Origin of the sequence: Clostridium sp. (assembly GCF_036781005.1) — a bacterium.
Classification (GTDB): domain Bacteria; phylum Bacillota; class Clostridia; order Clostridiales; family Clostridiaceae; genus Clostridium_B.
The window spans coordinates 65,816-78,162 of sequence record NZ_DAIQBT010000005.1 but is presented as its reverse complement, the minus strand read 5'-3'; the positions used below and the strand labels follow the sequence as shown (position 1 = coordinate 78,162).

The following is a 12,347-nucleotide window of genomic DNA, read 5'->3' as shown; positions in this document are numbered from 1 at the left end:
AATAGAAGAAAGGCGGATTTACTATGAATTTAGATATGGAATATATGATTCAGTGTATAAAACCTATAATATCCAAGTTACCAATTACATTATATATGGCTGTAACTGCTACAATTCTAGCATTAGTAGTTGGCTTGATATTTTCAGCTATAGTCAAGAAAAATATATTTTTATTGTCTAAAGTAATACACTTTATCAACTCATTTTTAAAAGGTATTCCAGTACTAGTGATATTATATATTTTATATTATTCAATGCCCACTATACTGGTTTCATTAGGAGATAGCTTAGGTTTTAAATATGATATAAAAAATCCACCCAAATTGATGTTTGGCATATTTGCATTTGGAATAACTTATATTCCCTATATGTGTGACATGATAATATCAGCATATGATACCATCCCAAGAGGACAAACTGAAGCATGTGATTCAATCGGATTTACAACCTTTCACACTATGCAAAAAATAATAATTCCACAGATGGTAGTTGTATGTGTACCTATTTTTGGCAATCATTTTGTTAATATATTGAAAGCCACCTCACTGGCATATATGGTAAGTATTATTGAAATGATGGGAGCTGCTAAAAATTATGCTACTGGTACCCAGAGATTTATGGAAACTTATATAGTAGCAGCATTAATATATTGGATTATTTGTATAGCATTTGATAAACTTTTTGCTTTGATTGAAGCAAATACCGGAAAATATAGAAGAAAGTTAGCACAGTAACTTGTATAGGGGGATAAAATAATGGAATTTACATTTAAAATGCCTACAAAAATTATTTTTGGGGTTAACTCAGCGTTAAAATTAAATAGTTTATTAAAGGAATTAAATTTTAAAAGAATATTTGTAGTTTCAGGTAAGTCTTTTGAAAAAACAGATTGTTTTAAGATATTCATATCTAATTTAATGGATAAGGATTTCGATGTAACTTTATTTACAGATATTATTCCAGAACCTACTGTAAAAGTAGTTGACAGGGCTGCGGAAGTATTAAAGAGCAGCTGCTCGGATGTTGTAATTGCAGTTGGTGGAGGAAGTACCATTGATATTTGTAAAGCAATATGTATGTTAAAAAATAATGAAGGATCTGTAAAAGAGTATTTGTTTAATGGAAATAAAACTGTAAAAAACAAATCATTACCTTTAATTGTGGTTTCCACAACAGCAGGCAGCGGCAGTGAAGTGACTGCTGCAAGTGTAATATCAGATGAGGAAAATAATATAAAGCTGTCAGTAACCCATAATTATCTAATACCAGAAATTGCAGTATTAGATCCCGCCATGCAAACAAGTATGCCCCAATTGGTAACTGCAAGTACGGGAATGGATGCACTTACACATGCTATTGAGGCTTATGTTTCAAAAAATGCATCAATAATTAGTGATACATATGCAGAAAAATCAATAGAGCTTATAGGAAAGAATATTTATACTGCAGTATTTACACCTGATAATTTAGAAGCTAGAGGGAAAATGGCTATTGCAAGTACACTTGCTGCAGTAGCTTTTGCAAATGCTGGACTTGGTGCAGTACATGGAATTTCCCAGGCTATGGGAGGGATAGTTCATGTACCCCATGGTGTTGCCAATTCTATGCTGCTGCCAGTTGTAATGAAAAAGAACATGGTTGGAAATTTAGAAAAATTTTATAGAATAGCCAAACTATTAGGTGAGAAAGTTGAGGGACTCACTGTCAAAGAAGGAGCCTTAAAGACTATTGAGAGAATAAGGGAGATGGCTTTAGATTTAAAAATACCTGGTAAATTATCAGAGGTAAATGTAAAAAAAGAGATGTTTCCTCAAATAGTCAAAGGAACAATGGAGTATAGATTATTACCTTTAAATCCAATTAAACTGGAAGAAAATGATGTATATGAAATATTGGATGTTTTGGTATAAAAATTTGTAAGTAAAGGGGAGTAAAAAATGAATTATGAAAATTATAAACAGTATTTAAGTCCGGCCTTAGCTAAAGCTACAGATTTAATTATGGAAAGTGGTAAAGGATGTTATATGACAGATATTAATGGTGATGAGTATTTGGATTTTGTACAGGGTATTGCAGTTAATGCATTAGGTCACTGCCATCCGAAGGTTGTACAAGCTGTTATAGATCAAACCCAAAAACTGATGAATGGTTCATTTAATTTAGTTAATTTTCCAAATACTCTAGAACTTGCTAAAAGATTATCTGAGGTAACCCCTGGAAATTTAAATTCAATATTTTTCTCAAATGGCGGTGCAGAAGCAATTGATGGAGCATTAAAATTGGCTAAAGCATATACTAAGAGACCTGCAATAATAGCCTTTAAAGGCTCATTTCATGGTAGAACTTTAGGTGCAACAACTATTACGGCATCTAACTCAAAGTATAGAAAATATTATGAACCTATGGTTGGATCAGTTTATTTTTCCACTTATCCCTCTAAAGATCTATGCCCAAAAGGCTTTGATGAAAAGCAAAGAACAGAGTATTGTTTAAATGAATTAGATAGTTTGTTTAAATATGTTGTGGCTCCGGAGATGGTGGCGGCAATTATAATGGAGCCGGTACAAGGTGAAGGGGGTTATGTGGTACCTACCAAGGAATTTGTACAGGGTGTTAGAGATATTTGCACCAAACATGGAATTTTATTGATATTCGATGAAATTCAATCTGGTTATGGCAGAACTGGCAAGATGTTTGCAGGAGAGAATTTTCATGTAGTTCCAGATATTATGACCGTAGGAAAGGCAATTGCAGGAGGGCTTCCAATGAGTGCAGTAATATCTACTCCGGAAATAATGGATGAATGGCATGCTGGTATGCATGGTACTACTTTTGGAGGAAATCCTGTATGCGCTGCAGCTGCAATAGCAGTATTGGAGGAATACAAGAATGCTAATATTTTAGAAAATGTCAATAATATGGGGGCATATTTGCGAAAAAAATTAGAGTTTTTAAAAGAAAAGTACAGCTGCATATCTGATATTAGAGGATTAGGGTTAATGGTAGCTATAGAATTTTCCTATAAAGATGGCACTCCGGCAGGTGATTTATTTGAAAAAGTTAGAGATAAATGTTTTAAGAATAAACTATTGACTCTGGCATGTGGGGTTTATGGAAATGGACTGAGATTTGCTGCACCTTTAAATGTTACTGAAGATGAAATAGATAAAGGTATAACAATTATTGATAAAGTGTTGAGTGAGATATGGAAGAAATAGGAGGAAGAATAATGGATAAGAAAAGAGTACTTTATTATAATATTGATGACAGTTTAGATTATGAAAATTCTTTATTAAAAAAATGGGGTATTGACAGTCTGGAACTTGTTGAAATTAAGGACAGGGAAGGAAAAAAGTCTTTTATTGAATATGCCTATGATTTTGATGGTGTAGTAGTAGAGTACCAGCAGATGACAAAAGAAGTTATAGAGAGTCTGCCTAATCTGAAAATAATTACTCTTCAAAGCATTGGCTATAATAATGTAGATATTTCTGCAGCTACTGAGAATAATGTATGTGTCACCAATATTCCAGGATTTTGTACAGAAGAAGTTGCCCTGCATACCATTGGAATGATCATTGATTTAGTAAGAAAAATAACATTTCTGGATAAGTCAGTAAGAAAAGGTAAATGGGATCCTTTATGTGGGTATAAAACATACAGATTAACAGATAAAACAATAGGATTATATTTTTTTGGGAGTATTCCCAAAGTTATGATGCCAATGCTAAAGGCCATGGGATTAAATGTTTTGGTATATGCTCCTACGAAAACCAAAGAATATTTGGAAGAATTTGGTGCAGAAAAGGTAGAAACATTTGATGAATTGTTAATAAAATCAGATTTTGTTTCATTACATTGCCCGTTAATGGCATCCACAACCCATTTAATTTCAGAGAGAGAATTGAAATTAATGAAGGAGAGTGCATATCTTATAAATACTGCTAGAGGTAAGGTTGTAGATGAAACTGCATTAATAAAAGCATTAAAAGGAGGGTGGATTAAAGCAGCTGCAGTAGATGTTATTGAGGATGAAGATAATGAACAAAGTGAATTATTTTCATTAGAAAATACAGTTATTACTCCCCATGCAGCATTTATATCTGAAGATTCATTTTATGAAGGTAGAAGGAGAGCTTTAAAACAGCTAGTTTTGAGATTGGCGAAAAATGAAAAGCCTGAAAGTTTGGTAAATAAAGAATTAGAAATTAAATTTTAAGGGGATTTGGTTATGAAAAGAGAAATAAGCATTGATAGTTGTGCATTAGCACAAGGACCCTATGTCCAAGGACTAGTTTATAATGGAATGATTTATGCCTCTCAAATTGGAATAGATAAAGAAGGCAATTTGGCAGAAGGAGGAATTAAGGAACAGACAAAGCAGATTATGGAGAATTTTAAGTTGATCTTGGAATCAGAAGGTTCAAGTATGGACAAGATTATTCAATGCACAATATATATTGTAAATATGGAAGATGCCCCCTTTATGAATGAGGTGTATGCAAGCTATTTTACCAAACCGTACCCATCACGATGCTGTGTACAAGCAGCTGGAATGTCAGGTGGAGCTGTAGTAGAAATGTCAATTACAGCAGCAATATAAAATTTAAAAGAGAAGGCAGGTCTTGGATGTGTGCTTAAGAGTAGAAAACCATATTGTACTGGATGTTAATGAGCCTTCAACTATGGTGGAAATAACTGTTGATGGCAAAACTATAATGGCTAGGGAGGGAGAACCTATACTTGCAGCATTACTTGCAAATAATATTTTTATTAATAGGTATACATTAAAACGTAAAGAACCAAGAGGATTGTTTTGTGGAATTGGCCAATGTACGGATTGTGCCATGATTGTAGATGGAATACCAAATGTAAGAACATGTATTACTCCTGTAAAAGCTGGCATGGTAATAGAAACCCAGTATGGCTTGGGAAGGGAGAGATTTTAATTATGATAGAAAAGGATATTGTAATAGTTGGAGCTGGCCCTGCTGGATTGGCTGCAGGAATTGAAGCATCTTCAGTAGGTGCTGAAGTCTTAATGGTAGATCTGAATATGAAACCTGGAGGTCAGTTGTTCAAGCAAATACACAAGTTTTTTGGTTCTTCTGCTCACAAATCCGGTGTAAGGGGTATGGATATTGGCAGAGAGCTAGTGAAAAAAGCAGAAGAGAATGGAGTGGAAATTTGGCTTGGAAGTACTGTTATAGGATTGTTTCCAGGTAATAAGGTCGGAATAGAAAAAGGTAATGATAATGAAAAAAGAAAACTTATCACTGTTAAGGCTAAAAAAATAATAATTGCAGCTGGAGCATCTGAAAATATAGTTAGATTCAAAGGATGGACTAAGCCTGGAGTTATGGGAGCTGGTGCGGCACAAACCATGGTAAATGTCAATCATGTAAAGCCAGGTGAAAAAGTTGTCATGCTTGGAAGCGGCAATGTTGGCTTAATAGTATCTTATCAGCTTATGCAGGCAGGATGTGAAGTTATGGCTTTGGTTGAAGCAGCTCCTAAAATAGGAGGATATGGTGTACATGCTGCTAAAATCAGAAGAGCGGGGGTCCCAATATATATTAAACATACTATAATTGAAGTCAAAGGAGACAATAAAGTTTGTGAAGTGGTAATTGCAGAGGTAGATGAAAAGTATCGGCCTATTGTAGGAACGGAAAAAATAATTAAAACTGATGTGGTTGCAATTGGGGTAGGATTAAAACCTTCTGTCGAATTGGCCAGACTATTAAAATGTCAATTTACATTTAATGGTATATTTGGTGGTGAGGTACCTCTACACAATAAAGATATGGAAACATCAAATGAAGGAATATATGTAGCGGGAGATACAACTGGTGTGGAAGAAGCTAATACAGCACTTGAAGAAGGACGTATTGCAGGCATTTCTGCTGCTCAAAAGCTTGGATATATAGATGATGATATTGCAGAAAATAAGAAAAAGAAAATTTGGCAGCGTTTGAAAAGTTTAAGATTAGGACCCTTTGGAGAAAGACGTCTTAGGGCAAAAGAACAAATTATGAAAGAATATGAATACAAAATAAGGATACCAATTTGTAAATAAGGTTATAAGAAGGTGGATAAAATGGCATTAATTGATACAGGTTATTTAGAGTATGAAGAATTAAAATCAATTCAAAAATTACCCGGTAATGAGAGGTATAGTAAAGGGCCTGTAGCTGTTATAGAGTGTGTACAGGAGATACCTTGTAATCCGTGCGAGGCAGCATGTTTAGAAGGAGCTATAAAAATAGGTGAACCTATAATAAATTTGCCTACTGTTGATTTTGACAAATGTGTTGGATGTGGAATATGTGTTGCTAAATGTTCTGGTATGGCAATATTTATTGTTGATAAATCCTATTCTGAAACTACTGCAACAGTTACTTTTCCCTATGAGTATTATCCCATTCCCAAAGTAGGTAGTTTTGTGAAGGGAGTAAACAGGAAAGGGGAAGTTGTTTGTGGTGGAAAAATAGTTAAAACAATGAATCCTAAATTTTATGATCATACTTGTGTTGTTACTTTAGAAATACCGTGGGAGTTTGCTGATGAAGTTCGCAGCATAAAAAGGGAGGTATTGTAGTGAGTGGAAAGTTCACTGATGATATATTAGTATGCCGCTGTGAAGAAGTCACTTTAGGAGAAATTAAAGAGGCAATCAGACAAGGGGCAAGAGATGTTACTGGCGTAAAGCGGCGTGTGCGTGCTGGCATGGGGTTATGTCAGGGAAGAACTTGCGAAAAGTTGGTTCAGCAAATTTTGTGCCAGGAACTTGGAATTACACTTAAGGAAGCAGGGAGCTCAACTGCAAGGCCACCGGTGAGACCAATTTCTTTTGGAGAACTTGCAGAGGGGGAAGTACAATGAATAATATATTTGATGTAACAGTAATTGGAGCAGGTGCAATAGGAACAAGTGTTGCATACCATCTGGCTGAAAAAGGCTTTAGTGTAGCAATAATTGATAGTGGAGATATAGCGCATGGCTCGTCAAGCCACTGTGACGCAGTGGCACTTATATGTGATAAAAAACCCGGAATTGATACAAAAATGGGAGCCGCCAGCATTGCTCATTATAAGGAATTATCAGAAAAATTCAGCTATGATTTTGAATTTGACCAAAAAGGATGTTTGTATGTTTGTGAAACTGAAGCTGAATATGAAGCTGCCTCCAGTTATGTGGCTGAGCAGCGGAGAGATGGATATGATATGTCCATGATTGATTCTAAAATGCTGCAGGATATGGAGCCCTATTTAGCAGAGGATATGGTAGGTGGAATTTGGACTCCGGGAGATGCAGCAATGAGTCCTTATAAAGTATGTTTTGCATTTATTGAAGAGGGAAAAAAGTTGGGATTAGAGGTATTTACATACTGTAATATTAAGGAGATTAAATTAGGAAGTAATAATGAAGTTGAAAAAATTATTTTTGATGAAGGAGAAATAGTCACTAAGAAAATAATTAATTGTGCTGGAGTGTGGGCACCTGTAATTGGGAATATGGTAGGAATTGACATTCCCATACAGCCTAGAAAAGGCATGAATTTAGTATCAGAAAAAACTAAAAAAATTGTATTTCACAAAATATTAGAGTTTGGATATATGATGAGTAAATTTGATGATATTAATTTCAAAAGAAATGTGAGTGCTTTAGTTGAAGAATACAATGTAGCATTTAATATTGAATACACCCATGCTGAGAATATATTATTAGGGGGATACAGAGGATTTAGAGGATTTGATAATCGTTCAGAAATTGAAGCCATGAAAGCTATTGCTGAAAGGGGATTGAGATTTTTTCCCTGCTTAAAAGATGTCAATTGTATAAGAAGTTATGCTGGTGTCAGACCCTTTGTAGAAGATCATTTACCTATAGTATCTGAAGTGGATGAAATTCCAGGTTTTTATATAGCAGCAGGTCATGAAGGTGATGGAATTTGTCTGTCACCTATTACAGGAAAGTTAATGGCACAAATGGCAGCTGGTGAAGAAACAGACTTTGATATTAGTCAGCTGAAATTCAGCAGGTTTAAGGCTAAAGCAGCTCAATTAGATGGGAGAGAATGTTGATGAATAACAGATCATACGGATATATATCTTCAGTAAATTCTTGCGGTAAAGTTAAAATGTTAAAAGGACAAAATATAGCAGGTTATTCCATCGGTATTTTATATATTGAACATGTCTGGTACCCTATGGTACCAGGCAATATTGTCAATGCCTATACATTTGATTTTCCAGTTAGATTAAAGGCAGTAGATGGACTAGATATACCTAGGTTGTTTAAAGCAGAGAAAAGTGTTTTAGACGATTTAATAAAAGCAGGAAAACAGTTGGAAAAAGAAGGAATACGAGCTATTAGTGCAGCTTGTGGTTTTTTTGGAAATTTTCAAAAAGAACTAGCGGAAGCTCTAGATGTACCTGTAGCTATTTCAAGTTTGATACAAATACCATGGATTGCTGCTATTATAAAACCAAATCAAAAGATTGGTGTTTTAACTGCAGATAAATCATCCCTAACGGATAAACTATTACAAAATTGCGGAATTGTAAATAAAGAACAATTAATTATTGAAGATTTAAGGCATGAAGCGGAATTTTCATGTATATTGGAAGGCAGGGGAGAGTTTGATAATAGTATTGTAGAACAAGAAGTAGTTGCAAAGTCCATGGAGATTATTAAAAAAGAACCGGATACAGGAGCTATTTTATTAGAATGCAGTGATATGCCTCCTTATGCAGCAGCAATTCAAAAAGCGGTTAAATTACCTGTTTTTGATTTTACCACTTTAATTAAATGGCTTCACAATAGCGTTGCTCAAAAGCCATATAACGGTTTTATTTGAGCACAATTATGAATTATGGAAGGAAATACACATTATGATAATAAGTACGTTGATTGAGGTTATTGGAAAAATATTTTTCATGATTTTATTTGGATTTATGCTGAAAAAAGCAGGTATTATAACTAATGAATTTCAAAAAGGGTTATCCAATTTATTGTTAAAGGCTATATTGCCAGTAAGTATTCTTTCATCAGCATCTAATCCATTTTCAAAAGAATTATCCAGAGGACTTTTAATTACTGCCTTATTGTGCTTTATGTATTATATTTCCACATTGATACTCACCCATCTTATTACAGGTACATTCAAAACAGATAATTCAACCAAGAAAATATTTATCACAATGTCTGTATTTGCTAATGTTGGATTCATAGGTTTCCCAATAGCTGATGAATTATTTGGGAGTAATGGAATGCTTTATACCGTGATTTATAATATGTTTTATCAAATATTTTTCTTCACCTATGGAATTAATTTGTTAAATAATAAAGGAAAATTTAATATAAGTTCAATATTTAAAAGTTCAGTTACATTATCATCATTTGCAGCAGTTATAATATACTTATCTCCTTATAGATTTCCTGTATTTATAAATGAATCCCTATCCACAGTTGGAGGAATGATGGTTCCACTGTCCATGATAATAATTGGATGCACATTAGTTGATATAAGACCAAAAGAAATATTAAAGGATAAATATTCTTATCTTGTATCATTATTGAGGCTGCTGATATTCCCTTTAGCAGTGATTGGAATACTATTATTAATAGGTATTAGAGGAGAAGTGGCGGTAATAATTGCTGTTTTAACTGGATTACCATCAGGTTCTTTAAATGTTATATTAGCTGAACAATATAATTGTAATCCAGAGTATGCTGCCAGGACTGTTATACAGAGTATGATTTTAATGATAGTTACGCTTCCTGTTATTATATCATTGTCATTAAAATTATTAATATAGCCTGTCAATACCTTACATAGATAGCTAAAAAACAAAAAATCAAATAATTACATATATTGATTTTTTTTTGCTTTTATGATGAAATATAAATAAGTACTATTTTATCCGAAGACTACCATTGCTAACCACCCCCCATCTTTTTCAAAGTGGGGGGATAAGCATTGCTACGCCCTTGGATAAGTTCTTCTAAGGTTCAGATTACGATGCGTATTCCTTATAAGCAAACTCCACCTGAGCCTAAGAATCACTTGATAAATACATTATTAAAAATAAATGTTCTAAATATTAGGAGGAGATTATAAATGGAACATAGAACATTGGAAAAGGTTGAACCTGTTGAAGTATTTAAGTACTTTGAAGAAATCAGTAATATTCCGAGAGGTTCAGGTAATGAAAAGGAAATCAGCGATTATTTGATTTCTTTTGCAACAAGATATAATTTGGATGCTATACAAGATAAAGCATTAAATGTAATTATAAAGAAATCGGCTTCCAAAGGATATGAAGCCAGTCCCGGCATAATAATTCAAGGACATATGGATATGGTTTGTGAGAAAAAATCTGGAACAGAACATGATTTTATGAAAGATCCAATTAAATTGAGAGTAGTAGATGACATGTTATATGCAACAGATACAACTCTTGGAGGAGATGACGGTATAGCAGTTGCTATGGGGTTGGCAGTTTTAGCATCAGAGAATATAGCTCATCCACCAATTGAATTAGTGGTTACAACTGATGAGGAGACAGGAATGGATGGAGCATTGGCACTGGATCCTAAAAATGTGTCCGGCAAGACACTTATAAATATAGATTCAGAAGAAGAGGGGGTACTGCTTGTAAGTTGTGCTGGAGGATGTTCGGCAAAGATAAATATTCCCATAACATGGAATAATATGGATAATGATTTTAATACTTATACAATTGAAATTGAAGGATTAAAAGGTGGCCATTCTGGTTCGGAAATACATAAGGGAAGGGCTAATTCAAATAAATTATTAGCCAGGCTGCTTAAAAATTTAAGTTCTAAAATAAATTATAGTATAAGTTCTATAAAGGGAGGCTCCAAGCATAATGTTATTGCCTGTGAAGCCAACGCAGTTATATGTGTCAATGATAAAGATAAAGCCCTATTAAAAGATCTGGTTTCTATCTTAGAAAAAATATTCAAGGATGAATTCAATAGAACAGACCCAGATTTAAAAGTTAATTTAAAGGCTGCAGAGGAAGTGCCAAAAAGAGTCATGGATGCAAAGACTGTAGAAAATATAATAGATTTTCTGTATCTTATTCCAAATGGAGTTCAAAGTATGAGTATGGATATAGAAGGTTTGGTAGAAAGTTCATTGAATCTAGGGGTAGTTCAAACTAAAGAGGATGGCATTGAGATTATAAGTTCGATAAGAAGTTCTGTGGGAAGTATAAAGGAGAATATATTTAATACCATAGTTGCTATAGCTAGTGTCACAAATGGAACAGTAGTTGCAGAATCGGCTTATCCAGAATGGAAGTATAATCCTGATTCTAAAATAAGAGAAGTTTTTATAGATGTTTATGAGAAATTATTTGGAAAGAAACCTTTGGTAACTGCAATTCATGCAGGACTTGAATGTGCACTTTTTGAAGAAAAATTTAATGGACAGTTAGACATGATATCTTTTGGGCCAACTATGTTTGGAGTTCATACTGCAGAGGAACATCTTAGCATACCTTCAACCCAGACAATATGGAAATATTTAGTAGAAGTGCTAAAAGCTCTTAAGTAAGCAATAAGAATAAGCATTACAAAAATTAGAGAAGTTTATAGCAATTTATGTATTTTAATCAGTGCTATAAAAGAGGGTATATATTGTGAGTAAAAAATTATCTAAAGGTGCTTATGGGGAATATCTGGTAAAGATTATGTTCCCTATATTTCCAGCGGCTCTAAATCTGAAGGAAGTACTGCTGTGTTAATAATTGGTATCCTTCTAGCTGTGCTGTTTTCGGCATCTACTGCTTATTCAGGTATGAAAGCAGGACTTACAGTTGCTGCTGGTATACCTGGTTCTATATTGGGTTTCGTATTTATAACTATATTTGCTAAACAAAAGGGTATACTCGGTAAAAATTTGATTCAAGGTATGTCAAGTGGTGGGGAATCTATTGCCAGCGTATGATATTTGTATTGCCAGCAATTCTTTTAATAGGTTCGAAGGTTTCTTTCTTAGAAGGTTTTGTTGTTGGTGTAGGTGGAGCTTTGTTCGGCATATGTAATATAGAAGAATATGCTAAAAAGGTTTGTGGTGATAACAGAATACTTGGAATTATAGGGGGCTGCATTTATTTCAGGTGAATTTTCAAGCTGTTAGAACCATTGAGTATTTAAGGAAAAATAATGTAAAAGAATTATATCCCTGTCACTGTACTTCTTTTCAGGTTAAAGCAGAAATGTATAAATCTTTACCTATAGGGGAAGTGGGTGCTGATATGGAGATAAATTGGAAATAATCATACAGAGAAATAAGGTTTTCAAATAATTAA

At 33.8% G+C, this 12,347-nt stretch carries 13 protein-coding genes and 2 pseudogenes; all 15 read left to right on the top strand.

Annotated elements, in window-relative coordinates; genetic code table 11:
- Positions 1 to 23: 23 nt before the first annotated feature.
- Positions 24 to 734 carry an amino acid ABC transporter permease gene (locus tag V7Q02_RS03190; RefSeq protein WP_333859521.1) on the top strand — a complete coding sequence of 237 codons (711 nt, stop codon included), beginning with the start codon at positions 24 to 26 and terminating at the stop codon, positions 732 to 734.
- A gap of 21 nt (positions 735 to 755) precedes the next feature.
- On the top strand, positions 756 to 1,910 hold the full coding sequence (locus V7Q02_RS03185) for an iron-containing alcohol dehydrogenase (RefSeq protein WP_333859520.1): 1,155 nt from the start codon (positions 756 to 758) through the stop codon (positions 1,908 to 1,910).
- A gap of 27 nt (positions 1,911 to 1,937) precedes the next feature.
- A complete protein-coding gene (locus V7Q02_RS03180) occupies positions 1,938 to 3,218 on the top strand; it encodes an aspartate aminotransferase family protein (RefSeq protein ID WP_333859519.1) in 1,281 nt (426 codons plus the stop codon).
- 11 nt (positions 3,219 to 3,229) lie between these two features.
- The gene (locus V7Q02_RS03175; RefSeq protein WP_333859518.1) at positions 3,230 to 4,219 is read left to right on the top strand and encodes a C-terminal binding protein; all 990 of its coding nucleotides are present in this window, start codon (positions 3,230 to 3,232) and stop codon (positions 4,217 to 4,219) included.
- 12 nt (positions 4,220 to 4,231) lie between these two features.
- The gene (locus tag V7Q02_RS03170; RefSeq protein WP_333859517.1) at positions 4,232 to 4,603 is read left to right on the top strand and encodes a RidA family protein; all 372 of its coding nucleotides are present in this window, start codon (positions 4,232 to 4,234) and stop codon (positions 4,601 to 4,603) included.
- Positions 4,604 to 4,625: 22 nt separating this feature from the next.
- The gene (locus tag V7Q02_RS03165; protein ID WP_333859516.1) at positions 4,626 to 4,949 is read left to right on the top strand and encodes a (2Fe-2S)-binding protein; all 324 of its coding nucleotides are present in this window, start codon (positions 4,626 to 4,628) and stop codon (positions 4,947 to 4,949) included.
- Between the two features lie 2 nt (positions 4,950 to 4,951).
- On the top strand, positions 4,952 to 6,079 hold the full coding sequence (locus V7Q02_RS03160) for an NAD(P)/FAD-dependent oxidoreductase (RefSeq protein ID WP_333859515.1): 1,128 nt from the start codon (positions 4,952 to 4,954) through the stop codon (positions 6,077 to 6,079).
- Between the two features lie 21 nt (positions 6,080 to 6,100).
- Entirely contained in the window at positions 6,101 to 6,601 is a 501-nt protein-coding gene (locus tag V7Q02_RS03155) for a 4Fe-4S binding protein (RefSeq protein ID WP_333859514.1), read from the top strand.
- Positions 6,601 to 6,885, top strand: a complete 285-nt coding sequence (locus tag V7Q02_RS03150; RefSeq protein WP_333859513.1) for a (2Fe-2S)-binding protein — start codon at positions 6,601 to 6,603, stop codon at positions 6,883 to 6,885. The genes V7Q02_RS03155 and V7Q02_RS03150 overlap by 1 nt, the downstream gene beginning before the upstream one ends.
- On the top strand, positions 6,882 to 8,087 hold the full coding sequence (locus V7Q02_RS03145; RefSeq protein ID WP_333859512.1) for an NAD(P)/FAD-dependent oxidoreductase: 1,206 nt from the start codon (positions 6,882 to 6,884) through the stop codon (positions 8,085 to 8,087). The genes V7Q02_RS03150 and V7Q02_RS03145 overlap by 4 nt, the downstream gene beginning before the upstream one ends.
- Complete coding sequence (locus tag V7Q02_RS03140; RefSeq protein WP_333859511.1) at positions 8,087 to 8,863, top strand: aspartate/glutamate racemase family protein; 777 nt, start codon at positions 8,087 to 8,089, stop codon at positions 8,861 to 8,863. Before V7Q02_RS03145 ends, V7Q02_RS03140 begins: the two co-directional genes overlap by 1 nt.
- A 34-nt stretch (positions 8,864 to 8,897) precedes the next feature.
- Positions 8,898 to 9,824 carry an AEC family transporter gene (locus V7Q02_RS03135; protein ID WP_333859510.1) on the top strand — a complete coding sequence of 309 codons (927 nt, stop codon included), beginning with the start codon at positions 8,898 to 8,900 and terminating at the stop codon, positions 9,822 to 9,824.
- Between the two features lie 302 nt (positions 9,825 to 10,126).
- Complete coding sequence (locus tag V7Q02_RS03130) at positions 10,127 to 11,590, top strand: aminoacyl-histidine dipeptidase (RefSeq protein ID WP_333859509.1); 1,464 nt, start codon at positions 10,127 to 10,129, stop codon at positions 11,588 to 11,590.
- An 85-nt stretch (positions 11,591 to 11,675) separates the two neighbouring features.
- Positions 11,676 to 12,075: pseudogene (locus V7Q02_RS03125) on the top strand (OPT/YSL family transporter); the annotation flags it as partial.
- Positions 12,064 to 12,314, top strand: a pseudogene (locus V7Q02_RS03120) (MBL fold metallo-hydrolase); the annotation flags it as partial. The pseudogenes V7Q02_RS03125 and V7Q02_RS03120, both read left to right, overlap by 12 nt.
- Positions 12,315 to 12,347: the final 33 nt, after the last annotated feature.

What these genes read in the sequence shown, in the direction of transcription:
- V7Q02_RS03190 (WP_333859521.1), top strand. Translation starts at nt 24, where the DNA reads ATGAATTTAGATATGGAATATATGATTCAGTGTATAAAACCTATAATA.
- V7Q02_RS03185 (WP_333859520.1), top strand. Translation starts at nt 756, where the DNA reads ATGGAATTTACATTTAAAATGCCTACAAAAATTATTTTTGGGGTTAAC.
- V7Q02_RS03180 (WP_333859519.1), top strand. Translation starts at nt 1,938, where the DNA reads ATGAATTATGAAAATTATAAACAGTATTTAAGTCCGGCCTTAGCTAAA.
- V7Q02_RS03175 (WP_333859518.1), top strand. Translation starts at nt 3,230, where the DNA reads ATGGATAAGAAAAGAGTACTTTATTATAATATTGATGACAGTTTAGAT.
- V7Q02_RS03170 (WP_333859517.1), top strand. Translation starts at nt 4,232, where the DNA reads ATGAAAAGAGAAATAAGCATTGATAGTTGTGCATTAGCACAAGGACCC.
- V7Q02_RS03160 (WP_333859515.1), top strand. Translation starts at nt 4,952, where the DNA reads ATGATAGAAAAGGATATTGTAATAGTTGGAGCTGGCCCTGCTGGATTG.
- V7Q02_RS03155 (WP_333859514.1), top strand. Translation starts at nt 6,101, where the DNA reads ATGGCATTAATTGATACAGGTTATTTAGAGTATGAAGAATTAAAATCA.
- V7Q02_RS03145 (WP_333859512.1), top strand. Translation starts at nt 6,882, where the DNA reads ATGAATAATATATTTGATGTAACAGTAATTGGAGCAGGTGCAATAGGA.
- V7Q02_RS03140 (WP_333859511.1), top strand. Translation starts at nt 8,087, where the DNA reads ATGAATAACAGATCATACGGATATATATCTTCAGTAAATTCTTGCGGT.
- V7Q02_RS03135 (WP_333859510.1), top strand. Translation starts at nt 8,898, where the DNA reads ATGATAATAAGTACGTTGATTGAGGTTATTGGAAAAATATTTTTCATG.
- V7Q02_RS03130 (WP_333859509.1), top strand. Translation starts at nt 10,127, where the DNA reads ATGGAACATAGAACATTGGAAAAGGTTGAACCTGTTGAAGTATTTAAG.